The sequence below is a fragment of the Janthinobacterium sp. HH104 genome, from assembly GCF_001758715.1.
GTDB lineage: Bacteria > Pseudomonadota > Gammaproteobacteria > Burkholderiales > Burkholderiaceae_D > Janthinobacterium > Janthinobacterium aestuarii.
In genome coordinates this window covers 104,423-128,566 of sequence record NZ_LRIB01000027.1, presented here as the reverse complement: position 1 = coordinate 128,566, position 24,144 = coordinate 104,423, and the positions used below count along the sequence as shown (strand labels likewise).

Sequence of the window (24,144 nt, the reverse complement as noted above, 5' to 3'; positions counted from 1 at the left end):
ATTTCCCGCATGTATCGTCATTCATGACCGACCCGTCCGCCACCGCGCTGTCCTCCACCTCCGCCGCTACCGACAAGTCCCTGCGCCGCCGTTCGCTGTTCGCCGCCTGCAGCGCGCATGCCGTGCATGACGGCTTGACGGACGTGATCTATGTGCTCTTGCCCATCTGGCAGGCGCAGTTTGCCATCAGCTATGCCATGGTAGGGCTGTTGCGCGGTTCGTACTCGGGCATGATGGCCGGTTTCCAGTTGCTGGCCAGCCGCATGGCCAGGCGCTGGGGACGCGAGCGCCTGCTCGTGGGCGGCACGGCGCTGGCCGGCGTCGCCTACCTGGTCGCGGGGCAGGCGGGCGGCCTGGCCGTGCTGCTGTTCGCCTTGCTGCTGGGCGGTCTGGGCGCCAGCACCCAGCATCCGCTGGCCTCGTCCATCGTCACCGATACGCATGAGGCGGGCGGCGGCGTGAAGGAAGCGCTGTCGCACTACAATTTTGCCGGCGATATCGGCAAGACCTTGATACCCGCGCTGGTGGGCTTGCTGTTATTGGTCTGCAGCTGGCAAGCCAGCGTCTCGCTGCTGGGCTTGCTGGGGCTGGCGGCGGCCGGCTTGCTGTGGTGGCTGCTGCCCAAGCCCGGCGACATCCAGGCCAGCCAGAAAAAAGTCAGCAAGCCCATCGCGAGTAATGGCTCGCCCGCGAGTTTCCGCGCCTTGCTGGCCACGGGCACCCTGGACAGCGCCGTGCGCATGGGTTTTCTCACCTTTTTGCCATTCCTGCTGAAAAGTAAGGGTGCGGGCACGGCCGGCATCGGCGTGGCCTTATCTCTGCTGTTCGTGGGCGGCGCCTTCGGCAAGCTGCTGTGCGGCTATCTGGGCGCGCGCATCGGCATGATGAAGACCGTATGGCTGACGGAATCGATGACCTCGCTGCTGATCGTGCTGGCCTTGTGGCTGCCGCTGGCCGGCGTCATGGCCATGCTGCCCCTGCTGGGGCTGGCGCTGAACGGCACCTCGTCCGTGCTGTACGGCGCCGTGCCGGAACTGGCCGAGCCCGGTAAGCGCGAGCACGCGTTTGCCCTGTTCTACACGGGCAGCATCGGCGGCGGGGCGCTGTCGCCCGTGCTGTTCGGCGCGCTGGGCGACCATACGAGCGTGAACACGGCCTTGCTGGCGCTGGCGGCCGTATTGCTGCTCACTTTGCCGCTGGCGTGGAAGGTGCAGCGGGGTTTGGCAAACTGAAGGGTATGGAAAATTGCCTTTAAATTATCATTTGACGCATTTCAAGAGCTAAACATGCTACAACTCGCTAACATTGGGGATGCCCAGGCTGCTGAACTGGCCTGCGCGCATATACTTGCGCAAAAGGAATTGTTCTACAAAAATATGTTCTTTCATGAGGGCGATAACTTGCTCTGCGGCCGTCTTCTTGCTGCCTTGGGCAGCAAACCGGTATTCGGCAACAGCGGCATCGCGCCTGTCCTGTTGCTGCATTACTCGGACCAGGCCGGATTGGCGGAGTTCCATGCCGGATCATATTGGACGCTCGGCGTTTCGCTGGACAAGGGACGCATCCGGCGGCTCACGAACGTGCCAAATATGAGCGACATCAAGGCCGTGTATGCGATGCGGTATGCACAGGAGGTGGCGCATGCCGATGGCACCCGTTCGGGTGAGTATGCAAGCTTTGCGTTCACCAGGCAGGCAGGCGCTGAAGAAGTTACCTTGTTCCAGGACGTCGGCAGCGAATACTTTGTCTGCCTGCCGTTCTCCAATTGAATCATCCGGGGCGATGGCAGCACAGCTTGCCCGCGATCACCCCATCGTCTACACTCGCCGCATGAAAAATTTTGAAAAGCGGCGCGACCGCTATGACTTGTTCCGGGCGTTTGATAATCCCCTCGTCAACATCAACTTCCAGCTCGATGTGCCAGATTTCCGGCCCTGGTGCAAGGAACGGAAAATCCCCGTATTCCACTTTTTTCTGTTCTGCCTGCTTAATACGGTCAGGGAGATCGACAATTTCATGTACCGCATCTACCAGGGCGAAGTGATCAGGATCGACGATTTCCCCGCTTCCTACACCGTCATCAACGGCGACGAGAACCTCAACTACACGCGCTTCGCGATGACGGACCAGCTCGATCTATTCATCGCGCGCAGCCTGGAAGCGAAACGCCTGGCCGAAGCGAGCTGCGCGCTGATCAACACGGGTGAGGGAGAAACCGAGCGCGAGCAGCGCAACAATATCTTCATCACCTGCCTGCCATGGCTGGAGCTGGCGGCCATCGAGCACCCGATCTTCCGCCACGGCGACGCCGACATCCCGACCTTTACCTGGGGCAAGTTCGGCCCCGCGCAGGACGATGGCCGCATGCGCATGCGCGTGCCGTTTTCCGCGCAAGCCCACCATGGCTTTGTCGACGGCTACCATGTGCAGAAACTGGCGCAGGCGCTGGCGCAGCGCATCGCCGCCATCATTGCCTAGTTCGACAGATAATCGCTGGGCGCCTGGCCCAGCACACGGCGGAAGGCGGCCGTGAAGGCGCTGGGGCTGGCATAACCGAGGTCGAGCGCGATTCGGGTGACGGCTTGCCCCTCGGCCAGCCGCGTGATGGCTGCCAGCAGGCACGCTTGCTGACGCCATTGGGCAAAGGCCAGCCCCGTCTGGGCGCGGAATTGCCGCGTAAAGGTGCGTCGGCTCATGCCGGCTTGCGCCGCCATCGCATCGAGATTGCTGTCCAGGCTCGGTTGCTGGAGCATGTTCATGCATAGCCGCGCCAGCCGTCCTTCCTGCGGCAAAGGCGCGCTCAGGGGCAGGGGCCTGGCAGCGGCAATCTCATCGAGCAGCAGGGCCATCAGCCGTCCGGCCCGCGATTGTTCCGCATACAGGGCGTCGATGGTCACGGCCTCGGCCAGCAACTGGCGCAGCAGCGGCGGTGTGTCCAGCACCTGGCAGTGGGGCGGCAAGCCGGCACCGTCGATGGCGGCTGCGTCGATAAACACGTTGTGCATGGTCACGGCGCCATGCATGCGCATGCCGTGGACGAGCTGGGCCGGCACCCAGCAAGCCCGTTGCGGCGGCACCAGCCAGTTGCCTTGCGGCGTGTGCACGCTGATGACGCCCTGCGCCGCATACGCAAATTGCCCGCGCGCATGGCTGTGGCTGGGAAACATCGCGCCTGCGCCATAGTCGCGCGCCGTGACGATCAAGGGGCGCGGCACTTCCGTATAAAAATCATCCATGGCCCGCACTCTACAGTATTTGACCTGCCATCGAAGGCGGGCCGCTTGCTGGCCGCTTACCATCACACTCTTTTTCAGGAGTGAATATGCACAACACCTATCATCGCGTGGGCCATGGCCCCCACGCCGTCATCGTCCTGCACGGCTGGTTTGGCGACGCGCACGCATTCGTGCCGATGGAAGCGGCCCTCGATGGTGGCGCTTTCAGCTATGTCTTCATGGACAATCGCGGTTATGGCGGCATGCGCGGCGCACATGGCAGCTACTCGATGGACGAGGTCGCCCGCGACGCGCTGGCCCTGGCCGATGCGCTGGGCTTTGCCACGTTCAGTGTGGTCGGTCACTCGATGGGCGGCATGGCGCTGGAACGGTTGGCCTTGCTGGCGCCCTTGCGCCTGCGCAAACTGGTGGCCGTGGCTCCCGTGCCCAGCTGCGGCATGGCGCTCGATGGGGCGGCGCGGCAACTGTTTCTCGACGCCAGTGGCAATGTGCAGGCGCGGCGCGCCATCATCGACCGCAGCACGGGCGAACGCTTGCCAGCCGCCTGGCTGGACTGGAAGGCGAAATATTCTTGGGAAAGTGCGGACCAAGCGGCGTTTGCCGCCTATTTTCTCGCGTGGAGCGGGACGGATTTCAGTGAAGACATCAAGGCGGCGCGCGTGGAACTACCGTTGCTGGCGCTGGTGGGGGAGCACGACCCCCGTTTTGATACGGCCCTGATGCGCCGCACGTATCTGGCGTGGTACCCGCAAGCCCGGCTCGAGGTGCTGGGCAATGCGGGACACTATCCGATGAACGAAACGCCGCTGGCCCTGGCGGCCAGCATCGAGGCGTTTTTACTACAGTAGTTACGCGGCCTTGCTGCGCAGGCGCAGCAGGCTCAGGCCCAGCAAGACGAAGGCGCCGCCCGTGATGCGGTTGAACAGCTTGGCGCGACCCGGCGTGGCCAGCTGGGTTTTCAGCAGGCGCGCCAGGTTGGCGTAAAACAAGTGGGCCAGCATGGCGCAGGCGACAAACGAGGTCGTCAGCACGGTGAACTGGATCGCCACCGGTTCGCCTGGTGTGATGAATTGCGGGAACAGTGCCGAAAAGAACAGGATGGCTTTCGGATTGGTCAACGCGACCGTCAAGCCCTGGCGGAACAGTTTCCAGAAGGAATTTGGATTCGCCGCGCCGGCCACCACGGGAGCATCGGCCACGACGCTGGTCTTGCTGCGCCATTGCTTGATGCCCAGATACACGAGGTACAGGGCGCCAGCCAGTTTCAGCAGCATGAAGGCCGTGGCCGAGGTGGCCAGCACGACGCCCATGCCGGCCATGGCCACGCCGGAAATGATGAACAGGCCAAATCCATTGCCCATGCTGCTGATCATCGCGCGGCGCGGGCCGACGGCGATGGCATTCGAGATGGCCAGCAAGACGGCCGGGCCGGGAGAAAACGTGACGAGCAGGGCGACGCTGCAGAAAAGCAGCCAGTTCGAGAGGTGCATGGATGTTCCTGGATGGGGCCGAAGCCGGTTTGAGAGTCAAAACACTTGTATTGTACGAAGTTTTCGGCTCCCGCGTCAGCGGCCCCGGCTTGAATCCAGCACAAGGTCAGGCAAACAGGCTGGCGACGACGTGGTTGATGGCGGCGCCACCGGCAATCAGCCAGCAGAACAACAGGCCGGCCAGCAGCAGGGGTTTGATGCCGGCGCGGCGGATGGCCGACATATGCGTCGTCAAGCCCAGGGCCGCCATGGCCATGGCCAGCAGGACCGTGTCGAGTTCGGTGATGGTGGCCACGGTGCCCGCTGGCAGCAGGCCCAGCGAATTGAAGGCGACCACGGCAATGAAGATGAAGGCGAACCAGGGGATCGCCAGCTTGGCCGCTTTTTCCTTGCCACCGGCCTTCGCCTTGCCGCGCGCCAGCACGGCTGACAGGATGACGAGAAACGGCGCCAGCATCATCACGCGCACCATCTTGGCGATCACGGCCGCATTCGCCGCTTCCTGCCCGATCGACTTGCCGGCCGCCACCACTTGCGCCACTTCATGCACGGTCGAACCGATGTACACGCCAAAGGCGGCAGGCGTGGCGCCCAGCAGGTGCCAGCCTTGATTCAGCTGGTACAACAAAGGATATAAAAAGATGGCGATGGTGCCGAACACAACAACGGTGGAGACGGCGACGGTCACATCTTCGCTGCGTCCCTTGACGACGGGTTCCGTCGCCATCACGGCCGCAGCGCCGCAGATCGAGCTGCCCGCGCCGATCAAAATGGCGCTGTTGCGTTCCAGCTTGAACACTTTGGTGCCGAGGAACATGGCCAGGCCAAACGTGGACGCCAGCACCAGCGCATCGATGGCGATGCCGGCCAGGCCGACCTGGCCGATATCCTGGAAGGTCAAACGAAAGCCGTACAGGATGATGCCGAGTCGTAATAAAGTCTGCTTGGAAAAGGCCACGCCCGCGCTGCAAGTGGGCGCCAGGCGGCCGTACACGCTGTTGCCCAGCACGATGCCCAGCATGATGGCCAGGGTCAGCGCGCTCATGCCGTGGCTTTGCATCCATTCCAGCTTGCCCAGCGCGATGGCGGCATAAGCGATTGCGCCGCTCAGCAGCAGGCCCGGCAGAAGGCGGCCATAGCGGTCGCTGAAATTGTTTGTGTTCGTTGTTGAGAGGGATGACATGCCGTACTCCATGGTTCTTGATTCGTATGGCATGACTGTACAGTTCGCTGATTAAATGGTAAAACGGATTGTTTTTGTATGTTTAACTTGAAAAATAGGTAGATTATATGGCGTTGACCTTGCGGCAGTTGCAGATTTTCCTCGCCGTGGCGGACACGGGCAGTACCAGCGCGGCGGGCGACCTGATTGCGCTGTCGCAATCGGCCACCAGCGCGTCCCTGAATGAGCTGGAAACCTTGCTGGGCGCGCAATTGTTTGACAGGGTGGGCAAGCGGTTGCTGCTCAACGACAATGGGCGCCTGCTGCTGCCGCAGGCGCGGCAGATGCGCGACGGGGCCGCCAGCATCGAGCGCCAGTTCGCGGGCGCCGATCCGTCCGTGCCCGTCAGCCTGCAGATCGGCGCCAGCACCACCATCGGCATCTATCTGCTGCCGCAGATCCTGGCGCAAGCGGCGCAGCAATACGGGCGCAGCATTCCGCAGGTGACGATTGCCAACACGGCCGACATCGCCGCCGCCGTGGCGGAGTTCCGTGTCGATATCGGCCTGATCGAAGGGCCGTGCCACGAAGCGGGCTTGCTGGTCGAGCCGTGGCTGACGGACCAGATGCTGATCGTGGCCGCGCCCACGCATCCGCTGGCACAGCTGCGTCATCTGCTCAGTTTTACGGAACTGAACCAGGCAGGCTGGCTGCTGCGCGAAGCGGGCTCGGGCACGCGCGAAGCCGTGGAGCAAGCCTTGGTGCCGTATCTGCACTATCTGCGCGCCGCGGGCGAATTCAGCAATTCGGAAGCCATCAAATATGGCGCGGCGGCGGGGCTGGGCATTGCCTGCCTGTCGCGCGTCGTCGTGGCCGATCTGCTGGCCAGCGGGCAACTGGTGGAACTGGAGACCATGCTGCCGCCATTGGAGCGCAACTTTTATCTGATCCGGCAATCCAAGAAGATACTCTCGCCGCGCCTGGCCGGTTTCCTGGAGCTGTGCCGCCACGCCTCGCGCATGGCGGGGTAGTAGTGCCGGGTGTCATTTTGGCCGGGGAGGCTGGAGTTCCGCATCCGGTGGCGTCAGCGTGCCTGCGCGCAGCCGTTGGACGGCGACGGCCACGGCGCGCGCCACGTTGCGCACTTCTTCCTGCAGATTGGTGTCATGGTCGAGAGTATCGTGGCTTTGCGCGTAACTGTCGTAATAGCCGATGTAGCGGTCCAACCGCGCCTTGGCGCCTGCGTCAACCAGACCCATCCAGTCCAGCCAGTCGGACAGGCCCCGCCGCACGCCTTCGATGCCGGCCACGTCGCCATGCACGACGAGGCCATACGCGCGCCCGGCCAGGTGTTTCGGGTAATTCCAGCCTTGCAGTTCGAGTGCTTTCGCTTCCACGGCTTTCTTGCCGTGCGTGGACGTGGGATCGGGATTGCCGCCATCGGCGCAGACGAGTCGGTCTATCATCAGTTTCAGCACGCTGGGCGTCTGGTACCAGTACACGGGCGTGAGGATGATGACGGCGTGCGCAGCCGTCCAGCGCTCGTAAATTTCCGCCATCCAGTCATTCGTCTGCCGTTCGCCATGGTTCGGGTAGCAACTGCATGGCCAGTGGCACAGTGGCATGGCTGTCGAGACACAGCCCTTGCACGGATGAATGTGCAAATCATATGAAGAGGTCAGCAAGCTCAGGTCCAGCACGTCCGTTTCGATATTGTCGGCCTGCAGTACTTCCCTGGCCCATTGCGTCATGCGCCACGTTTTAGACATTTCACCGGGGCAAGAACCGTCATTGCGCGCCGCGCCGCAGATCAGCAGCACGCGCGACGCCGTGCCGGGGTCTTTCTGGCGCGCTTCGGCGGCCAGCAGGCGGTCGCGCGTGGCTTTCCACTCCACGGACAAGTCGTAATCGGGGTCAAGAAAACCGGGCCCCGCCTTTTGTGTCACGGGCGCCTTGCGGCCATCCTGGTAATTCTTCCACGCCACTTCTTCCACTTGCACCAGCGCGCCGCGCACGGCGTCGAACGCGGGATCGGCATATGAGCGAATGAACTGCAAATGGAATTCGACCCTGCCCAGCGGCGCGGGCGCCTGACCCAGACGTGGCTGGGGAGTGGCGGGAGTGGAGGCCATGGCTTTTCCTTGAAGTGATGGCGTATCGTGCCTGGGGAGGGCTTGCTGGTCTGTGCGCTGAACAACTGTGCAGCAACTGCTTGCCAAGTTCTCTTTTGTGGGATAAATTCCCATATATGGAAAATCCACCATTGACTGATAACGAGACGGAACAGCGGCTGGCGGCGCGTTTGAAACAGTTGCGCGTGGAGCAGGGCTGGTCGCTGGACCAGCTGGCCACTGCCAGCCAGGTCAGCCGCGCTACCCTGTCGCGCCTGGAAAATGGCGAAGTCAGCCCGACGACTAGCGTGCTGGGCAAGCTGTGCGCCGCATACGGTCTGGCCATGTCGCGCCTGCTGCGCATGGTGGAGGACGATTTCCCACCGCTGTTTCGGCGGGCTCAGCAAAGCGTATGGACGGACCCGGACACGGGTTTCCGGCGCCGCTCCGTTTCGCCCCCGTCACGCGCGCTGGCCGGCGAAGCGCTCGAATGCGAACTCGATGCGGGCGTGACGATCACTTATGCCGCCTCGCCCCGGCCCGGCATGGAACACCATCTGTTGCTGCAGGAAGGCAAGCTGAACGTGACCGTCGACGGCCGCGCGCACGATTTGCTGGCCGGTGACTGCCTGCGCTACCAGTTGCACGGCCCCAGCGCGTTCACGACGCCGCCAGACAGCGGCGCCCGCTATTTTCTCTTTCTTGTCTGAGGTCGCCATGTCCGCATCGCTACGTCATTTTTCATCCACCGATATTCGTGAACGCTTGCCGGAACTGGGCGCCTTGCTGCAAGACTGCGTGCACGACGGCGCCAGCATCGGTTTTATCTTGCCCTTTGATACGGCGGCCAGCCAGGCGTTCTGGATGGATAATGTGTTGCCGGCCGTCACGCGGGGCGTGCGCCTGTTGCTGGTGGCCGAAGTCGATGGCCGGGTGGCGGGCGCCGTGCAGCTGGACTGGGACACCAATCCCAACCAGGCGCACCGGGCCGAAGTACGCAAGCTGCTGGTCGCGCCCACTTTCCGCCGGCATGGCATCGCCCGTCAGCTGATGCAGGCGCTGGAAGCACAGGCGCGCCAGTTGCCGCGCAGCCTGCTGACCCTGGACACGCGCAGCGGTGACCATGCGCAAGCGCTGTACTTGTCGCTCGGCTACGTGGTGGCCGGCAGCATCCCCGCCTATGCGCTGGCGCCGGACGGCAACCGCCTGGATGCCACCACCATCATGTACAAGCAGCTGCGGCAATGAGTTGCAGTTACCCGATGCGCGCTGCCGTCTGGCTTGTTGCCAGATAAAATCACCCGCCTGATTACAGAGTCTTCCTACTTGAATGCCCGGCATCGTCTGACTGGCGCATGCCGGTGCCGTGCCTACACTGTTCCTTGATAGACCCGGCGGCGGGTCCTTTCTTCTTACAGGAGGCTGATATGGCGAATATCCAGGCAGGATCGGACGGTGCGGCAAAGCAGGAAATGTCGGCAAAGCGCTTGAACGTGGTCGACTGGATCTCGATGATCCTCTTGATCGTGGGCGGCTTGAACTGGGCGCTGGTGGGCTTGTTCGATATCGATATCGTGGCCAGCATCCTCGGCGCCATGACGGCCGCTTCGCGCGGCGTGTATGTACTGGTGGGACTGGCGGCGCTGTATTCCATTTACCTGTGCCTGCGCAAGTTGCCGGCCAAAACGTAGAGGGGAGGGGACATGCCTGTCGGTGCAAGCCCCAAGCGTGAACGCGAATTCAAGAAGCTGGAACGGGATTTCAAGCAGGAAGGACGCTATCCGGGCCGCGAGGAAGAAGTCGCGGCGCGCATCGTGAACAAGCAAAGGGCGCAGTCCGGTGAAGCGAAGGAAGCGCAGGGGCGGAAAAAAGCCGGCGGCGCTGCCTCGGATGCGTCATCGCCCGACTTGCCCATCGCCGGCTACCAGCAATTGACGGTGGCGCAGATCCGCGACAAGCTCGATGGCCTGTCCGCCGCCCAGCGCAAGCGGCTGCGAGCCTATGAAGCGGCGCACAAGAATCGCAAGGGCGTGCTGCAGGCGCTGGGAGCTTGATCTGGCGTCATGGGCTGGATGCGGTGTGTGCCTGTCCGTGCATGCGTTATGGGATGGGCTTACTGCGTGCGCAGGTAGGCCAGCAAGTCGGCCACTTGCTGCGCATTGCCGATGCCCCAGAAGCGCATGTTATTTCCCGGAATGAAATCGCTCGGTGCCTTGAGGAAGCTGGCCAGGTTTTGCTCGGTCCAGACGATATTCGCGTTTTTCATCGCCGCCGAGTATTTGTAGTCGGTGGTGGCACCGGCTTTGCGGCCTATCACGCCCGTCAGCTTGGGGCCGAAGCCGCCGCGTGCCGATGGCCCCACCTGATGGCAGGAAGCGCACTTGCGAAACGCGGCCTTGCCCGCTTCCGCATTGCCCTTGAGGGCGGCCGGAGCGGCAGCCTGCGCGATGGCGATTGGCGCCAGCAGCACGGCTGCGGTACCGAAATGGGAAAGCAGGCGAAAAAGAAGTGTCGATGTCATCGGTGAGACAGAGTGCGCGATATGGCAAGCAATGACGCATTTTACAGGCGGGCATCAAAACCTGCCCGTCCGTCGAGCACCGCTAGCGCTTGCCGCCCTGTGCGCCGAGCGCCGCCATGGCCGACGCGAACACGATGCAGGCGATGGCCAGCCACTGCGTCAGGCTCAGCATTTCTCCCAGCACCACCATGGCGGCCAGCGCGCTGACGGCCGGTGCCGCGCTGCTGAACATGCCGAACACGCCTTGCGGCAAGCGGCGCAGGGCGAAGATTTCCAGCGAATATGGCAGGGCGCTGGACAGCATGGCAATGGCCAGGCCCATCAGCGCAATCGATGGCGCCAGCAGTGCCGTACCCGAGTATGCGACGCCGATGGGCACCGTCACCATGGCAGCCACCGTCATGCCCCAGGCCACGGCCTGGCCGCCTTGTAAGGTCGAGGCGCGCTTGCCGAAGATGATGTATAGCGCCCAGCACAGCGCCGCCCCCAGCGCATACGCCACGCCGACAGGGTCCAGGCTGCCCGGACTGCCTTGCAGGGGCAACAGCAGATACAAGCCGAACACGGCACAAGCGACAGCCAGCAAATCGCGCGGCCGGCGCGACGACAGCATGGCCACGGCCAGCGGCCCCGTCACCTCGATGGCGACCGCGATGCCAATCGGTATCAGCGCAAACGCCCGGTAAATCAGCAAATTCATCAGCCCCAGCACGGAACCGTAGACGAGCAAGTTCAGCACATCCTTGCGCGTCAACCGGTAGCGCCACGGCTGGAAGATGGCCAGCAAGATCAGCGCAGAAAACCCCACGCGATACGCCGTAATCCCCTCGACCCCGATGACAGGAAACAGATTCTTCGCAATCGCCGCCCCCAGGTTGACGGAAATCTGCCCTCCCAATACGGCCAGGGAAGGGAGCAAGATGCTGTCGGGGAGGGAAGAGGTCGAGGCAGGGGAGGTCATGGGACGGTATTTTAATATGCCTGAGGCTGGCAGTCGCTGGCAGATTGGTAAGTTGGGGAGACTTAACTGGGCAGTTGCTGGCATGGCTAGCGCATCGAGGTTTCTTTTTTCGATTCCGTGTTGCAAAATACACTACAGTTGTAGAATCGTTTGCTAGTGGTCAGAATCAGCTGTTCTTAATCGCTCAGCCTTACCCTTGTGAGTCTTAACACTTTCGGGAGCTACCATGCAAATGGTTCGAGTAAATTCTAGCGCCATTGTTGCGATTGGTTACGACGAGAAAACAGCTTGCATGCGTATCCAATTTCAACAAGGGCATAGTTACGATTTTTGCCGAGTACCTCCGAATGTGCATGCTGCGTTCATGCGTACCAACTCCAAGGGGGCTTACTACAATGAGCACATCAAAGACCGCTACCAATGCTAATCGGAATTTGACCTAAAAGAGTCGGCAACCACAAGCGGTCACTCGCGCGAGCAAGAAAAAATGGAAGATGAAATTATGCTCTTGCGGAAGATTCAATCAGCTATTCAACAGATTCAGCCTCTGGCAGAGAAAGGCTGGCCGCCTGGGCAATCTATCCTACGACAACTAGGTTGGTGCGAAGTATTTGTGTCTGGATATCTTTCCGACCCAGTGCCAGGGCCGCTGTCCATGGGATTGATTGCCACTCGCGAACTCGACATGTACGGCGATAAGCCCGATCTCGCCTTGTTGATCAACGATATCCAAGACGCTGTGAATTCATTTCATTGATCCGCCTACTTCGGTAGTTCTATGACTGCTTCGGGGCGGCTTCTGCCTCATGGTGGACAAACCGTGAGCTTTGCACGAAGGCAAGATGCTATCCTCACCTGTTCGGCCGCGTTCGGCCAGAAGTAGCCTTTCGGAATCAATGATTGTCATTCACACCGCCACAACTTCAAGCAATCTAAGATTGAGCAACAAGAGGCAAAAAAAAATAAATCTGAAAGTGACGATATGGACAGCTATCTAGACCCCGAGCCTGGCAAGACCTACATAAGCCCTGGCCTTCCCGACTTCGATGATAAGAGCCGAATGGTACGAATAGCGACCAAACTGATTGAAAGTCCTGTCAGCTACGCTTTCGCCCACGTTAAAGACGAAGTTGTTATTCGCCATAAGGAAGATGCAAAAAGCTGTATTACTGCGAAGTTTTTTGAAGACGATAGGAAGATGTTTGTCCTAAGTATTCAGGGCTACACCGTCGCCACAGACAAGCCTCACAATGCCAGCTTCTCCTTCATAGGTGAAGAGATTGGCAAGCTCGTGGAATTCCTTCAGCATATTCAAGCCATGCCGCTTGATGGGAATGGCCCAAAGAAAATCACAGACGAAGCCTTGAGGCGTCTGATCCTTTCAAGCACACAAGCAGAGTCGCTGTACAAGGACAACCAAGAGCTTTTTGCTGAGGTCATTAGATCAGCAATCACGAAAGACGACGTCATTGCCGTGGGCTATAGAAAGAGGCAACTGCAAACGTTCAAGCGCCTGCTGGAAGATCCCTGCTACTTTGAAGAGGTCAAAAAGCAGAAAGGGTGCAAAGACGAGGCGGTTTGGCAAAAATATTTTGAGAAAAATCCCTGGATTTTTGGTTACGGCTTGAGCTATCTGTATCTATCCTCACTGGACGACAACAAGCTGGAGCAGTACGTCCAAGGATTTACCGTCGCCCATCATGGCAAGCGGGTGGACGCACTTTTGCGAACACGAGGCGCCATCTCTAGCCTGTGCTTTGCCGAGATTAAAACCCATAAGACACGCCTGTTACAGAAGACCGCCTACCGTGGAGGTTGCTGGGCACCATCCGAAGACCTTGCAGGAGGTGTTTTGCAAGTTCAAGGCACTGTCGCAATGGCGAGTGACACGCTGCGTCACAAGCTGGCAATGAATGACGATAATGGCGATCCTACCGGCGAAGTAGCGTACAACTACACACCAAAAGCATTTATGGTCATCGGCAGCTTGCAAGAGTTCAGCACCGACAAAGGGGTAAGCGAAGAACGATATCGCTCCTTTGAGCTATTCAGGCAGAACACTACCAGCCCCGAAATTTTCACCTTTGACGAATTGTATGAGCGTGCGAAGTTCATTGTCATGCAATATGATAAATAGTATAAATCAATTCAAAAGCGAACTTACGCAGCTATTTCTAGTCTTGATCACGCATTCGCGTATAACGGCTGCTTTGGGGCGTGAAGCGGACGTTACAGGTTTTGGCTTTTTTTCGGAGTAAGCGGCCTTTTCTTGCGTTCACCGGCATTCTTAAAGGCGATGAGGTTTGACCGCATTTCGGCGCGCGTTGACAATGATGGCACGAACATGGTTAAAGGATAAAAATAAGGTGTCGGCACGATAGCCGTGATTGACGGCTTTATCCTTCTGGTTTCGCGACCGACGGGGCTGCCCTGTAGTTCTTGCTACCTGTCGCGCCGCATATTTACCTGTAATTTACCTGTAACTTGGGAGTAGTATTGCATGACTGTTTTTAGTATCGGTGACACCAATTTTGAAGTGGATGTAGCGAAATCAAGCATTAGTCTGGAAGCGCATGGCAGGGGTATGCTGGAGATAAATATTGATATCCATGGCGACGATGATGTGTTCATGCGCTTGACGGAGCCGGATGATGCTGAATGGTCGTGGGCGCTGTATCCGCCGGTTTTTTTCCTGCACGGCTTGCGCATACCGGAAGGGCAGGAAGGAGCGCTGGCGATCGGAATGCTCGATATGCACCCCGATGCAGAGGAATCGGGTATCTATATGATGGAATACGGCGACGTATCGGCTGTCAACATTGTCGAATTGTCGGAAGGGCGCCTGCTTGTGACGGGCATGGTGGACTTGTGCGGCAAGCGCCTGCCATTTCATATTGATATGCCGCGCACATAGTGGCGGGGCCGGCCTCTTCGGGATGGAAATGCGCCCCATTGGTGTGCATTTCCCCGGTGCTGCCGCCCCTGTTGCTGCTAACTTAATCCAGCTTTAACGCCTTCGCCACATCCCCCCACGCCACATACTTGAAGTTCTGCGGTCCATCAGGCAGACGCTTGTAGCCGTCCTGAATCACCAGCATGCCTTGTGCATATGCGCCGCCCAGGTTGGCGGAGGTCACGTCCAGGCCATCCGTTTCCGACGTGCCGTCGATGCCGGCAGGCAGGTTGAAGCCTACCTTGAAGCGACCGCGCATTTTGTAGGGGGCTTTGGCGTCGAGCACGACGTAGCTGTTGTCGCCCTGGCTGGAGACGATCAGGTAGCCAGAATCAGCCTTGCCGCCAGGCTGGCGGTAGATGGCCATGCCTTCCACGTCGGCCGTCAACTGTGCGCCCACGGGCAGGACCATGGCGAGGGCGTCGGGCTTGGCGGCGTCGGCCGAGGTGGTCCAGATGCCGCGCGTTTCCTCGCCCAGGAACAATCTGGCGTTGGCATCATCGGCCACGCAGCCTTCCGGTTGGGTGGCCACCTTGAAGCTGCGCAAGAGGGTGGCACTGAACTTGTTGCCGCTCATGCCGCTCATTTCAACCTTGTATTGCTGGAAGGTGCCATCTTTATCGTTGATGAACGCTTCCACGCCGCCGCTGGCTGGCTGGTACAAGCACATGCCGTAGATGCTTTTCAGACCGGTCGGGAAACGGCCCGCTTCCGCCACGACGCCATCGGCATTGATTGTGAACAGCATCATGCTGTTGTCGTCGCGCTGGGTGGCGACGGCCAGGTCGACCTTGCCGCCGCCAAGGCTGATGTTTTGCCGCACATCGACGTTATTCAGGCGGCCCACTTCCAGCAGCTGCGTCTGCTTGCCTTGCAGGTCGTAGACGAGCAGCCCTTGTTTCTTGTTGGTGCCCAGGATGCGTGCGTTGGCAGGGTTGCTGGACAGCCAGATGGCCGGATCATCGGCCGCGTCGCCCTGGCGCGCCATCGGTTCCGTCTGGGCTTGCGGGGCGATGATGGCCACCGCAGGCGATGTTTCCGCTTGGCCAGCCCATTTCAAGGGCCGCGCTTGCCAACCGTTTTTGCCGCGCAACATCAAGGAATTTCCATCGAGCGCCAGCTGGCTGTCGCCCTTGCGCACGTTCAAGGCTACAGCTTGCGGCAGCTGGGCCGTCCACTTGCCCGCCTGATGGGAATACAGGTGCAGCTTGTCCGCCTTGCCATCGAGCACGGCAACGCCGCCCGGCAACACGGCCAGGGCGCCTGCGCCGCCGTCCAGCTGGCCATACGGCTTGCGCAGGGCCACGACTTCGCGCTTGCCCATGCCTTCCGAATCGGCGTCATACGCCCATACGCCCATGTTGGACTCGCTGACCAGCAGGCGCCGGGCGCCGTCGTCGGCGCGGCAATGCTTGGCGTGCGGCGGCAAAGCCAGTTTACGTACCAAGCTGCGCTGCTCGCCCTGCATCACCCACTGTTCCGCTTGGCCATCCTTGCCGATCAAGAACAGATGATCGAGCTGCTGGGCGTCGCGGTAGAGGCACGATGCTTCCACGGAAAACGTGGGCACGGGAAACGGCGCCAGGCGATTGAGCTTGCCGGCCTGCACATCGGCGGACACGGGCAGCGGGCGCTGCGTATCCGCTTCCAGGAAGACGGCCAGCACTTTATTGCCGTCGCTGCGCGTGTCGAGCTGCTTGGCGCGCACGGCGATACGGTCCTGCTCCTGGCCGCTGGCGTTGAACAGGCGCAAACCGTGCTTGTCCAGGGTCAGCCAGCCGCCGCCAGGCAGGCGCGCCAGTTCCTCGGCCTCTTGCGTGAAGGAAGGCAAAGTGTTGGCGGGGGCGGCGAAGACGGCACCGGTGGCGCAGAAGGCGGCCAGCAAGGCGCCGCAGAGTACGTTTTTTTTCATGTTAGTTGAAATCATCATCAGAAGGCGCTGGCTTTCAGGCTCACTTTGAAAGTGCGGCCGTATTGTTCGTTCTGCACGTTGTATTGCTTCGTGCCCTGGTAGACATAGTATTTCTCGTTGTTCAGGTTCGCCGCTTCGAACAGTACCTGGAACTGCTTGTTGATCTGGTACGACAGCGAAAAATCAAGCTGCTTCTGGCTGGCGACGATATGGTCCTGGCTTTGGTCGAGGATGTCGTTGCCCATTTCCAGCAGATACGGCGACTTGTAGTTGAGGGCCAGGCGGGCGCTGACCGGGCCTGTTTCATAGCCCAGCATCAAGTTCATCACCTGGTTCGACTGGCCCGGCAGGCGGATGTCGCGGTTGAGCTGCTTGTTCGTTGCCTTGTCGAAACGGCCGATTTGCGCGCTTGAGGTGCTCAGGGTACCGTTCACGCCGACGAGGAATTTATTGAATGGCGCTGGCAGCATGCGCAGCGGCTGCATGTAGGCCAGTTCGATGCCTTTCACTTTGGCCGCGTCGCCATTCGCATACGACGTGGCCGTCGTGTAGCCCGCCCATTGGCCCGTGCCGGCCAGGTTCGTCGTGTACGTAAAATTCTTGATGTCCTTGTAGAAGCCGTAGGCCGACATCACGCCATCGTTGCCCAGCACCCTCTCGATGCCGAGATCCAGGTTGTTCGCCTTCAGCGGTTTCAGGTCCGGGTTGCCGATTACGGCTTCCGTGTTGCTGGCCAGGCTGATGCCCGGCGCCAGCTGGCTGAAGTTGGCGCGTACGACGGCTTGCGTCCAGGCAGCCCGCACGCTGGTCTTTTGATCGACGTCATAACGGGTTTGCAGGTTGGGCAGCCAGTTGGTGTACGAACGCTCGCGCGTCAAGGGCGTTGCCACGCCGGCGCTGTCCACTTGCGAGCCGGCCGCTTCAAAGCTGGTACGTTCGGCACGCACGCCGCCGAGGATGTGCCAGGCGTCGAAGTCGTAGCTGTTTTGCACATACATGGCGTTGATGTCTTCATGCATGCGGTAGTCGTTGATGATCGATTCCGTGGAAAGGCGCGCCTTGGCGCGGTCCAGTCCCGCGACGCGGGCGCGTATCAGGGCCGGGTCCAGCGCCACGCCGATGTTGCCCAGGTCGTAGTCGAGATTGTGGCCCTGCACGAAATTGCTCATCGACGTGGAACCGGCGCCCCAATAGTTGCCGCTGGTGGCCTTGCTGCTGTTATACGCCCATTGATCCGTGTCATTGGTCTTTTCGCGGCGGCTGACTTTGGCGCCGAACTTCAGCGTGGCGATGTCGAACTTGCGCGCCAGGTCGATGCGTGCGTGGTGTTCATTGTCCTTCGAGTAGCGCTTTTGCAGGGTGATGGCGTTGAGTGCGTAGCTGGCCGGGTCGTACAGCGAGGCGGGGCCGCTCAGTTTCGGCTCCTGCGTATCCGTAAAGCTGATGCCGGCGAAATTGCTGATGCCGCGGAAACGGCCATCGTTCAAGGATTCCGGCGTGTCTTCCGTGGCGCGGCTCATGCCGCCTTTCACGTCCAGGGTCCAGTCGCCTGATTTCTGTTGCGTGCCCAGCACGAGCGAGCGCACTTGCTGCGTGTATTTGCGCTGGCGGATGCGGCGCTCGGCGCGCGCGCTGGCCGTCTGGTCTTCGGCCAGGCTGCCGCCCGCGATATTGCTGATGGTCAGGCGGTCGCGCACTTCATTGTCGGAAAATTCGCTGACGAACGAGCGCAAGAACCAGCTGTTGCCCGCTTCGGGGCGGTAGTCGAGGTTGACGGCCAGGGCGCCGCGCTTGCGCACGGGCAGGTAGTCGCGCAACTCCAGGCTGGACAATTTCCCCTTGCTCCAGGCGCCGCCCGTTTCCACGTCATCGGAGCCGAACGAGCGCTTTTCCGCGCTCAGGCCGGCTGCCACGCCCAACTTGCCGTCGAGGAAGCGCTGGGCCCACAGGGCGCCGCCGCTGGGGCTGGTCTTGCCCGTCTTTTCATCGTAGCTGGCGCCCACGTTGGCCGACAGCAGCTTGCCCGGCAAGTCGAAGGCGGACAGCGATTTCACTTCGACCGTGGCGCCCAGCGAGTTGGCGTCCATTTCCGGCAGCAAAGTCTTCGAGACTTCCAAGGTGCGGATCAGGCCGGCAGGCAGGATGTCGAGCGCCACGGCGCGGCGGCCCGCTTCCGGCGACGGCACGAGGGCGCCGTTGATGGTGACGGCATTCAAGTCCGGACCCAGGCCGCGCACCGTGATGTAGCGGCCTTCGCCCTGGTCGCGCTGCACGGACACGCCCGGCAAGCGGGCCAGTGCTTCGGCCGCGTTTTTATCGGGCAAGCCGCCGATATCGTCGCTGCTGATGACGCTGATGATGTTGTCGGCTTTCTCTTGTGCCGCGATGGCGTTGCGCAGGCTGGCGCGCTGGCCGCTGACGACCACGGTGGCGGCCGGCTGGCCGTCTGCATCTTGCACTTGCGCATGGCTTTGACCGCTGAAGACGGCCATGATGCCGAGGGCCAGGGCCGTCAGGCGCAGCGGGGAGGGTAAGGAAGTGTGCATGGTTTTCATGAAGAGCTCGGTTAGGGGAAGGAACCGGGCGGATTCTAGGCAGCAAATATGACGGTTGCGTGACAGACAAGGGCTTGCCACCCTGAAAACAACGGCCCGTGAACTCTTTCCGGCTGGAAATGGACCGTGGTGAGCTGAAATGACCTGCCACGGCAGGGCGCATGGGCAATGGCTAGCCGGATTTGCATGGGAGGCCATGGTAATGCTGAGCCGTTTGCACCTGCCGCACGGGCGCGGGGCATGTCATCGTGCCGTCATGGGCGGGCGCTATCGTGGCGACAGCACCACTTTTAAAGGTTTTCCCACATGCTGCCATTGCACCGTAACAGCCTGATTGCCGCCGCACTGGCCTTGCCCCTGTTCTTGTTCCTGTACGCCACGTTAGGGCACCCTAAACCGATTGCCATCTGGAAGTGGATGGATATTGTCTGCGAAGGCGGCACGGCCGTCATGGCGGGCATCTGGTTTTTGTTTACCCTCAGCAGCCGGCCGCGCGGGCTGGTGACGAGCCTGATCGCCGGCGGCCTGTGCGCCATCATGCTGGGCTCCTGGGCTGATTGCCTCGACGAATTCTTCGCCGTCGACAAGAGTGCCGTGTGGGATAACTGGCTCGAAGGCTTGATTCCGTTTGGCATGCTGCTGGTAACGATCGGCATGTATTACTGGCGTCAGGAACAGTTCCGCCTGAACGAGCACCTGCAAAAGCGCGAGCGCCTGTTCCGCGACCATCGCGCCTTCGACCGCATCACGCAGCTGGCCGACGCCAGCTACCTGCGCACGCAGATGCGCCTGGAACAGGAGCGCCGGCCCGGCCTCGATTGCGCGCTGGTCTTGCTCGATATCGATAGTTTTCACCTGATTAACCGCGAATACGGCCACCGCGAAGGCGACCGCGTGCTGCAAGCCGTGGGCCACATGCTGCTGCTGAACCTGCGCAATGACGATTTGCTGTGCCGCTATGCGGGTGACCGCTTCGCCGTGCTGATGCCGGGCGTGTCGCGCGAGGATGGAGCCGTGAAGGCGCGCCACCTGTGCGCCATGGTGGGGCAGATGCGCCACCACGCCAACGACAACCGTGAAATCCGCTTGAGCCTGCGCCATGCCTGCTCGCTCACCGATGGCGTGCCGGAAGTGGTGCTGGCCGAGCTGAGCCGTGCCGTGGAAACGCCGGGCCGGAGCACCGGTCCCCGGGCCGGCACCGCCGCGCCTGCCTGATGCCGCTGAACCAGCAAAGCGACCCCAGCATCGCAGCCCATCACCAGCCGGCGCTGGTGCTCGACTATGCGCGCAGCCGCGAGTTGTCCGTGGTGCCGCTGCTCAAGGGCACGGGCCTCGATGGCGGCGCGCTGCCGTCCGCGGAAAGCCAGGTCAGCGCCGCGCAATACCTGCAATTGCTGGCCAATGTGGCGCGCGGACTGGACAGTGCCGACACGAGTTTCATGCTGGGCCAGCAAATGCTGCCCGGCCATTACGGCGCCGCCAGCCATGCCTTGCTGCAGGCGCAGAACCTGCGCCAGGCCTTGACCATCCTGTGCGACTTTCATACCTTGCTGTGTCCGCTGCTGCAGCCGCGCTTGCGCGAAGCGGGCGACATGCATGTGCTGTACTGGGTCGACGCGTTCGGCGCGCCGAGCCAGCTGCCTTTTCTCGTGGAAATGCACATGACGGCGCTGGCGGCCATGTGCCGCTGGCTGGCCGGAGAGTCCTTGCCGTGGCGCTTCTGCTTCAACCGCGCGCGGCCCCGTCACGTCGAGCAGCACGAAGTGCACCTGGGGCAGTCCCTGCGTTTCGATTGCCAGGTCGACGCCATGCTCATCGATTCCAGCTTGCTCGACAAACCCTGGCCGCGCGGCAATGCCACGGCGGCCGCGCTAGCCTTGCGCGCGGCGGCCCTGGCGCCAGTACCGGCAGCGAGCCTGCTCGGTGCGCTGTACGATTATCTGCTGGCCAATATCCGCTGCGCGCCAACCCTGGAGCGCACGGCGCAGGAGTTTGGCGTCAGTCCCGCCACCCTGAAGCGCCATCTGGCGCGCCATGGCACGCATTTTCAGGCCGAGCTGGACCAGGTGCGCGCGCACAAGGCGATTTATCTGTTCCAGGCACATGGCTACGACAACGACGCCGTGGCCGCCTACCTCGGCTTTCATGATGCCACCAACTTCCGCCGCTCGTTCAAGCGCTGGACCGGGCAAACGCCGCAACTGTTACGTCATGCGCTGGCCTTGTTCGTCGCAGGATGAGCGCCGGCGTTGCGCGCCAGCGCCACGGACAGTCGTTCCTGAGGGAACAATTGCCCGTTCTGCTACATCCATAGTACACTCGATCAGAGAGCGAACAGATGCGCTTTGAGGCGCTCCGGCACGGCGTCGCGCGACGCCGCAATACCGCCATTGCGATGGCGGAGCCGGCGGCAAACGACCGGTGTGCCGTGCCTTAACCCAGCCTGGAATCTGGTGTCACCAGTGTGGTGCGCCGGAAACCGGGCAACTTGATAATGCTCAATCGTGTATTCACAATCGCAGATCGATCCAGTCGTCAGTTTCCGCAACACCCAGGGTGAGGCGGTGCGCGGCACGATTTTCAACTTGCAGCGCAATTCGCTGGTCATGGAAATCTACAATCCATACTCGATTGTGCAGGTCAGCGAGGTGCTCAATGACGTGACGGTGAGGATGGGGGCGAAAAACGCCTACGTCGGCAAGGCCGTCGTCATCAGCAGCGTCAACACGGGCCTGACCGCCATCGTTTCCGTGACCCTGATCGACGAGTGGCGCGAATTGAGCGACGTGGTCGTCGTCAAGGGCGCCGTATTGAAAGAGTCCAGCGCCTTTGTCGCCGGCTGGGGCGAGCGCTTCCGCATCCGCCGCGACTACCAGATCGTCGTCAACGAAATGCGCGCCTTTTTGTCGGAAGTGGCGCGCTGGGTCGAACAGGTCGACTTGTCCGACTCGCTGCCCAAGGAAAACGGCCGGCTGCGCCCCGATATCTTCGATGAGCTGGCCTTGCCGCTGATGGAGCAGACCCAGCTTTACTTGCGCCAGCTCGAGGTAGAAGCCTCGCTCGTCGAGGAAGAGCGGGCGCCGGCCCACCGCGCATTTGCCCAGGCGGCGCTGCACCCCCTGATCCTGCGCGCGCCGTTCGTCTTCCGCACGTTTACCAAGCCGCTCGGCTATGCGGGCGACTACCAGATGGTCAACCAGCTGCTCGACGATCCGCGCCAAGGTCCGAGCACGTATTTTCAGATCGTCAATGCGGCTTTCTTGCAGGCGGCCGTGGCCACCGCGCACCGCAACCGTATCGATATCCTGACGGAATTTTTGGCAGAAAAGGCGGCCGCGGCGCGTGCCGCGGGGCGTGTGTACAAGGTGCTCAACGTGGGCTGCGGCCCGGCCATCGAGGTGCAGCGTTTTCTCGAGACGTGCCCCGATGCGCAGTGGCTTGCCTTCGAGCTGGTCGACTTCAGCAGCGAGACCCTGGACTGGACGCGCGCGCGCCTGACTACCATCATGCAGCGCACGGGGAGAGTGGTCGAGATCGATTATGTGCACGATTCCGTGCATAACCTGCTCAAGCGCCGCCATGGCTCGGGCATCACGGGCTTGCCCGGCAGTTTTGACGCCGTGTATTGTGCCGGCCTGTTCGACTACCTGTCCGACAAGGTGTGCGCGCGCCTGCTGATGCACTTTGCCTCGCGCGTGGGGCCGGGCGGACGTTTGCTCGTCACCAATGTGCATGCGAATAACCCGGGCAAGTTCGGCATGGAGCATTTGCTCGAGTGGCATTTGATCTATCGCAATGAAGCGGGCCTGTCGGCCCTGCTGCCCGAGCACGCGACGGATCCGCTGATCTATGTCGACGCGACGGGCGTGAATGTGTTCGCGGAAGTGAGCATTCCTTGATGGATACCCCAGGCCTGCACGCCGGCTACACGGCCGTTTTGCGCGACTTCCGCCTGGAATTCAGCCGCGGCGGGGCGTACACGGGCATCGTGCTGATCCTGCTGGGCATGGGCCTCGATTCGGCCCTGTATCCGGACAAGCAGTCGGCGTTTACCAGCGCGCGCATCGTCGTCTCCGTGCTGATCTTTTGCGTCGTGCTGGCCATGCGCACGCGCTGGGCGCAAGACCGCATCCAGGGGCTGACGTTTGTCTGGCTGATCCTGCCGCAAATCATGATCGCCTGGATGATCGCCATCACGGAAGGCGCCACCTCGATCTATTACGTGGGCATGACCCTGGCCATCTATTCGTCGGGCATCGTGCTCGCTTTCGGCCTGTGGCAAAACATGGTCTTCGGCGCCATCTCCTGCCTGCTGTACGTGGGCGCCTGCGCCTGGCATGCGGGCGGCTTCGACTTGCCGGGCACGTTTGTCGTCAACTGTCTGTTCCTCATCATGTCGGCCAGCATCAGCGCCGTCTTTACCTATTTCAACGAGCGCGCCCGCTTCATGCTGTTCCAGTTGAAGGCGGAAGTGGCGCAAAAGAACACGCAGCTGGAAGAAACCAACAAAAGCCTGGCCGATATCAAGGGGCAGATGCTGCAGCAAGAGAAAATGGCCGCCATCGGCACCCTGGCCGCCGGCATGCTGCATGAAGTCAATAACCCCGTGAATTTCTGCATGATGGCCATCGAAGTGGCCATCGAAGACCCGGTCGCCAAGCAAAGCGCGCTGGTCAGCGAATGTCTGGCCGACGCCAAGCAGGGCATGCTGCGCGTGCAGCACATCGTGTCCGACTTGAAGACCTTTGCCTACCGCAAGAGCGGCAACCAGCTGGAAACGGGACACTTCCAGTTCCGCAGCGCGCTCGACGCGGCCATCCGCCTGGTGGGTCATGAAACGAAGAATGTCAGCATCAGCCACGACTTGCCGGTCGACACCCTGGTGCGCGGCGACGAGGCGGCCATCGTGGGCGTGCTGATCAACTTGCTGGGCAATGCCGTGCTGTCCATGCGCAAGGGCAATGCGCCGCCGTTCGAGATCCGCATCACTGCCCATTGGGATGACAAGCGCCTGCGCATCAGCGTGCGCGACAACGGTCCCGGCATCGCCCCGGAAAACCTGGCGCGTGTGTTCGAGCCGTTCTTTACCACGCGCGAAGTGGGGCAGGGACTGGGCTTGGGCCTGAGCATCAGCTATGGCGTGATCGAGCGCCACGGCGGAACATTGAGCGCCGAAAGCGAGCTGGGCAAATGGGCCAGCATGAATTTCGACTTGCAGCGCTCCGATTGGGAGGGCCGCTAGC

25 protein-coding genes are annotated in these 24,144 nt (G+C 61.4%); 17 read left to right on the top strand and 8 right to left on the bottom strand.

Annotated elements, in window-relative coordinates; all coding sequences use genetic code 11:
* Positions 1-23: 23 nt before the first annotated feature.
* The 3 genes from JAB6_RS09755 to JAB6_RS09745 all read left to right on the top strand — a co-directional run bounded on the left by JAB6_RS09755 (position 24) and on the right by JAB6_RS09745 (position 2,478).
* On the top strand, positions 24-1,232 hold the full coding sequence (locus tag JAB6_RS09755) for an MFS transporter (RefSeq protein WP_070302588.1): 1,209 nt from the start codon (positions 24-26) through the stop codon (positions 1,230-1,232).
* Positions 1,233-1,286: 54 nt separating this feature from the next.
* Positions 1,287-1,769, top strand: a complete 483-nt coding sequence (locus JAB6_RS09750; RefSeq protein ID WP_070302587.1) for a hypothetical protein — start codon at positions 1,287-1,289, stop codon at positions 1,767-1,769.
* A 61-nt stretch (positions 1,770-1,830) separates the two neighbouring features.
* Positions 1,831-2,478, top strand: coding sequence for a CatA-like O-acetyltransferase (locus tag JAB6_RS09745; protein WP_070302792.1), 648 nt, complete (start codon positions 1,831-1,833; stop codon positions 2,476-2,478).
* Here JAB6_RS09745 and JAB6_RS09740 read toward each other — a convergent pair.
* Complete coding sequence (locus tag JAB6_RS09740) at positions 2,475-3,236, bottom strand: helix-turn-helix domain-containing protein (RefSeq protein ID WP_217494617.1); 762 nt, start codon at positions 3,234-3,236, stop codon at positions 2,475-2,477. The genes JAB6_RS09745 and JAB6_RS09740 overlap by 4 nt on opposite strands.
* An 86-nt stretch (positions 3,237-3,322) precedes the next feature.
* Between JAB6_RS09740 and JAB6_RS09735 the strand changes: the two genes are divergently transcribed.
* A complete protein-coding gene (locus JAB6_RS09735; protein ID WP_070302584.1) occupies positions 3,323-4,084 on the top strand; it encodes an alpha/beta fold hydrolase in 762 nt (253 codons plus the stop codon).
* On the opposite strand, the gene JAB6_RS09730 is transcribed toward JAB6_RS09735, so the two are convergent.
* Together JAB6_RS09730 and JAB6_RS09725 are read right to left on the bottom strand one after the other, a co-directional pair.
* Entirely contained in the window at positions 4,085-4,726 is a 642-nt protein-coding gene (locus JAB6_RS09730; protein ID WP_034755914.1) for a LysE family translocator, read from the bottom strand. It abuts the gene before it with no gap.
* 106 nt (positions 4,727-4,832) lie between these two features.
* Positions 4,833-5,909: a YeiH family protein gene (locus JAB6_RS09725; protein ID WP_070302582.1), complete on the bottom strand. Its 1,077-nt coding sequence runs from the start codon at positions 5,907-5,909 to the stop codon at positions 4,833-4,835.
* A 107-nt stretch (positions 5,910-6,016) separates the two neighbouring features.
* On the opposite strand from JAB6_RS09725, the gene JAB6_RS09720 reads away from it, so the two are divergent.
* A complete protein-coding gene (locus tag JAB6_RS09720) occupies positions 6,017-6,919 on the top strand; it encodes a LysR family transcriptional regulator (RefSeq protein WP_070302580.1) in 903 nt (300 codons plus the stop codon).
* A 12-nt stretch (positions 6,920-6,931) separates the two neighbouring features.
* Here JAB6_RS09720 and JAB6_RS09715 read toward each other — a convergent pair whose 3' ends face one another.
* Positions 6,932-8,020 (bottom strand): flavodoxin family protein, encoded by a 1,089-nt coding sequence (locus JAB6_RS09715; RefSeq protein WP_070302578.1) that lies wholly within the window; start codon positions 8,018-8,020, stop codon positions 6,932-6,934.
* 116 nt (positions 8,021-8,136) lie between these two features.
* Here JAB6_RS09715 and JAB6_RS09710 point away from each other — a divergent pair, with 116 nt between their 5' ends.
* From JAB6_RS09710 to JAB6_RS09695, 4 genes are all read left to right on the top strand, one after another.
* Complete coding sequence (locus JAB6_RS09710) at positions 8,137-8,709, top strand: helix-turn-helix domain-containing protein (protein ID WP_070302576.1); 573 nt, start codon at positions 8,137-8,139, stop codon at positions 8,707-8,709.
* A 7-nt stretch (positions 8,710-8,716) separates the two neighbouring features.
* Positions 8,717-9,247, top strand: coding sequence for a GNAT family N-acetyltransferase (locus tag JAB6_RS09705; RefSeq protein ID WP_070302574.1), 531 nt, complete (start codon positions 8,717-8,719; stop codon positions 9,245-9,247).
* A gap of 179 nt (positions 9,248-9,426) precedes the next feature.
* A complete protein-coding gene (locus tag JAB6_RS09700; RefSeq protein ID WP_070302572.1) occupies positions 9,427-9,690 on the top strand; it encodes a DUF378 domain-containing protein in 264 nt (87 codons plus the stop codon).
* A 12-nt stretch (positions 9,691-9,702) separates the two neighbouring features.
* On the top strand, positions 9,703-10,053 hold the full coding sequence (locus JAB6_RS09695; RefSeq protein ID WP_070302571.1) for a hypothetical protein: 351 nt from the start codon (positions 9,703-9,705) through the stop codon (positions 10,051-10,053).
* A gap of 59 nt (positions 10,054-10,112) precedes the next feature.
* Here the strand turns inward: JAB6_RS09695 and JAB6_RS09690 are convergent, their stop codons facing one another.
* Positions 10,113-10,520 (bottom strand): cytochrome c family protein, encoded by a 408-nt coding sequence (locus JAB6_RS09690; RefSeq protein ID WP_083292634.1) that lies wholly within the window; start codon positions 10,518-10,520, stop codon positions 10,113-10,115.
* A gap of 82 nt (positions 10,521-10,602) precedes the next feature.
* Positions 10,603-11,481 (bottom strand): EamA family transporter, encoded by an 879-nt coding sequence (locus JAB6_RS09685; protein ID WP_070302569.1) that lies wholly within the window; start codon positions 11,479-11,481, stop codon positions 10,603-10,605.
* Between the two features lie 226 nt (positions 11,482-11,707).
* Between JAB6_RS09685 and JAB6_RS28370 the strand changes: the two genes are divergently transcribed.
* The 4 genes from JAB6_RS28370 (at position 11,708) to JAB6_RS09670 (ending at position 14,395) form a co-directional block, all read left to right on the top strand.
* Positions 11,708-11,908: a KTSC domain-containing protein gene (locus JAB6_RS28370; protein ID WP_083292633.1), complete on the top strand. Its 201-nt coding sequence runs from the start codon at positions 11,708-11,710 to the stop codon at positions 11,906-11,908.
* Between the two features lie 60 nt (positions 11,909-11,968).
* Positions 11,969-12,238: a hypothetical protein gene (locus tag JAB6_RS09680; RefSeq protein ID WP_139143334.1), complete on the top strand. Its 270-nt coding sequence runs from the start codon at positions 11,969-11,971 to the stop codon at positions 12,236-12,238.
* Positions 12,239-12,463: 225 nt separating this feature from the next.
* Positions 12,464-13,618, top strand: coding sequence for a Shedu immune nuclease family protein (locus tag JAB6_RS09675; RefSeq protein WP_070302566.1), 1,155 nt, complete (start codon positions 12,464-12,466; stop codon positions 13,616-13,618).
* A gap of 363 nt (positions 13,619-13,981) precedes the next feature.
* Positions 13,982-14,395 (top strand): hypothetical protein, encoded by a 414-nt coding sequence (locus JAB6_RS09670; RefSeq protein WP_139143333.1) that lies wholly within the window; start codon positions 13,982-13,984, stop codon positions 14,393-14,395.
* Between the two features lie 82 nt (positions 14,396-14,477).
* On the opposite strand, the gene JAB6_RS09665 is transcribed toward JAB6_RS09670, so the two are convergent.
* Positions 14,478-16,346 carry a phytase gene (locus tag JAB6_RS09665; protein ID WP_083292632.1) on the bottom strand — a complete coding sequence of 623 codons (1,869 nt, stop codon included), beginning with the start codon at positions 16,344-16,346 and terminating at the stop codon, positions 14,478-14,480.
* A 17-nt stretch (positions 16,347-16,363) separates the two neighbouring features.
* Positions 16,364-18,892 carry a TonB-dependent receptor gene (locus tag JAB6_RS09660; RefSeq protein WP_070302563.1) on the bottom strand — a complete coding sequence of 843 codons (2,529 nt, stop codon included), beginning with the start codon at positions 18,890-18,892 and terminating at the stop codon, positions 16,364-16,366.
* Positions 18,893-19,207: 315 nt separating this feature from the next.
* On the opposite strand from JAB6_RS09660, the gene JAB6_RS09655 reads away from it, so the two are divergent.
* The 4 genes from JAB6_RS09655 (at position 19,208) to JAB6_RS09640 (ending at position 24,143) form a co-directional block, all read left to right on the top strand.
* Positions 19,208-20,116 carry a GGDEF domain-containing protein gene (locus JAB6_RS09655; protein ID WP_070302561.1) on the top strand — a complete coding sequence of 303 codons (909 nt, stop codon included), beginning with the start codon at positions 19,208-19,210 and terminating at the stop codon, positions 20,114-20,116.
* Positions 20,116-21,141: an AraC family transcriptional regulator gene (locus JAB6_RS09650; RefSeq protein ID WP_070302559.1), complete on the top strand. Its 1,026-nt coding sequence runs from the start codon at positions 20,116-20,118 to the stop codon at positions 21,139-21,141. Before JAB6_RS09655 ends, JAB6_RS09650 begins: the two co-directional genes overlap by 1 nt.
* 264 nt (positions 21,142-21,405) lie before the next feature.
* Positions 21,406-22,800, top strand: coding sequence for a class I SAM-dependent methyltransferase (locus JAB6_RS09645; RefSeq protein WP_034755962.1), 1,395 nt, complete (start codon positions 21,406-21,408; stop codon positions 22,798-22,800).
* On the top strand, positions 22,800-24,143 hold the full coding sequence (locus JAB6_RS09640; protein WP_034755965.1) for a sensor histidine kinase: 1,344 nt from the start codon (positions 22,800-22,802) through the stop codon (positions 24,141-24,143). Before JAB6_RS09645 ends, JAB6_RS09640 begins: the two co-directional genes overlap by 1 nt.
* The last annotated feature ends 1 nt before the right edge of the window (position 24,144 follow it).

Bases quoted from the DNA above. Each gene is read 5' to 3' on its own strand.
- JAB6_RS09695 (WP_070302571.1), top strand. From the start codon at position 9,703: ATGCCTGTCGGTGCAAGCCCCAAGCGTGAACGCGAATTCAAGAAGCTG.
- JAB6_RS09650 (WP_070302559.1), top strand. From the start codon at position 20,116: ATGCCGCTGAACCAGCAAAGCGACCCCAGCATCGCAGCCCATCACCAG.
- JAB6_RS09725 (WP_070302582.1), bottom strand. From the start codon at position 5,909: ATGTCATCCCTCTCAACAACGAACACAAACAATTTCAGCGACCGCTAT.
- JAB6_RS28370 (WP_083292633.1), top strand. From the start codon at position 11,708: ATGCAAATGGTTCGAGTAAATTCTAGCGCCATTGTTGCGATTGGTTAC.
- JAB6_RS09715 (WP_070302578.1), bottom strand. From the start codon at position 8,020: ATGGCCTCCACTCCCGCCACTCCCCAGCCACGTCTGGGTCAGGCGCCC.
- JAB6_RS09685 (WP_070302569.1), bottom strand. From the start codon at position 11,481: ATGACCTCCCCTGCCTCGACCTCTTCCCTCCCCGACAGCATCTTGCTC.
- JAB6_RS09710 (WP_070302576.1), top strand. From the start codon at position 8,137: ATGGAAAATCCACCATTGACTGATAACGAGACGGAACAGCGGCTGGCG.
- JAB6_RS09705 (WP_070302574.1), top strand. From the start codon at position 8,717: ATGTCCGCATCGCTACGTCATTTTTCATCCACCGATATTCGTGAACGC.
- JAB6_RS09690 (WP_083292634.1), bottom strand. From the start codon at position 10,520: ATGACATCGACACTTCTTTTTCGCCTGCTTTCCCATTTCGGTACCGCA.
- JAB6_RS09660 (WP_070302563.1), bottom strand. From the start codon at position 18,892: ATGCACACTTCCTTACCCTCCCCGCTGCGCCTGACGGCCCTGGCCCTC.
- JAB6_RS09675 (WP_070302566.1), top strand. From the start codon at position 12,464: ATGGACAGCTATCTAGACCCCGAGCCTGGCAAGACCTACATAAGCCCT.
- JAB6_RS09740 (WP_217494617.1), bottom strand. From the start codon at position 3,236: ATGGATGATTTTTATACGGAAGTGCCGCGCCCCTTGATCGTCACGGCG.
- JAB6_RS09655 (WP_070302561.1), top strand. From the start codon at position 19,208: ATGCTGCCATTGCACCGTAACAGCCTGATTGCCGCCGCACTGGCCTTG.
- JAB6_RS09700 (WP_070302572.1), top strand. From the start codon at position 9,427: ATGGCGAATATCCAGGCAGGATCGGACGGTGCGGCAAAGCAGGAAATG.
- JAB6_RS09750 (WP_070302587.1), top strand. From the start codon at position 1,287: ATGCTACAACTCGCTAACATTGGGGATGCCCAGGCTGCTGAACTGGCC.
- JAB6_RS09735 (WP_070302584.1), top strand. From the start codon at position 3,323: ATGCACAACACCTATCATCGCGTGGGCCATGGCCCCCACGCCGTCATC.
- JAB6_RS09720 (WP_070302580.1), top strand. From the start codon at position 6,017: ATGGCGTTGACCTTGCGGCAGTTGCAGATTTTCCTCGCCGTGGCGGAC.
- JAB6_RS09640 (WP_034755965.1), top strand. From the start codon at position 22,800: ATGGATACCCCAGGCCTGCACGCCGGCTACACGGCCGTTTTGCGCGAC.
- JAB6_RS09730 (WP_034755914.1), bottom strand. From the start codon at position 4,726: ATGCACCTCTCGAACTGGCTGCTTTTCTGCAGCGTCGCCCTGCTCGTC.
- JAB6_RS09745 (WP_070302792.1), top strand. From the start codon at position 1,831: ATGAAAAATTTTGAAAAGCGGCGCGACCGCTATGACTTGTTCCGGGCG.
- JAB6_RS09680 (WP_139143334.1), top strand. From the start codon at position 11,969: ATGGAAGATGAAATTATGCTCTTGCGGAAGATTCAATCAGCTATTCAA.
- JAB6_RS09665 (WP_083292632.1), bottom strand. From the start codon at position 16,346: ATGAAAAAAAACGTACTCTGCGGCGCCTTGCTGGCCGCCTTCTGCGCC.
- JAB6_RS09670 (WP_139143333.1), top strand. From the start codon at position 13,982: ATGACTGTTTTTAGTATCGGTGACACCAATTTTGAAGTGGATGTAGCG.
- JAB6_RS09755 (WP_070302588.1), top strand. From the start codon at position 24: ATGACCGACCCGTCCGCCACCGCGCTGTCCTCCACCTCCGCCGCTACC.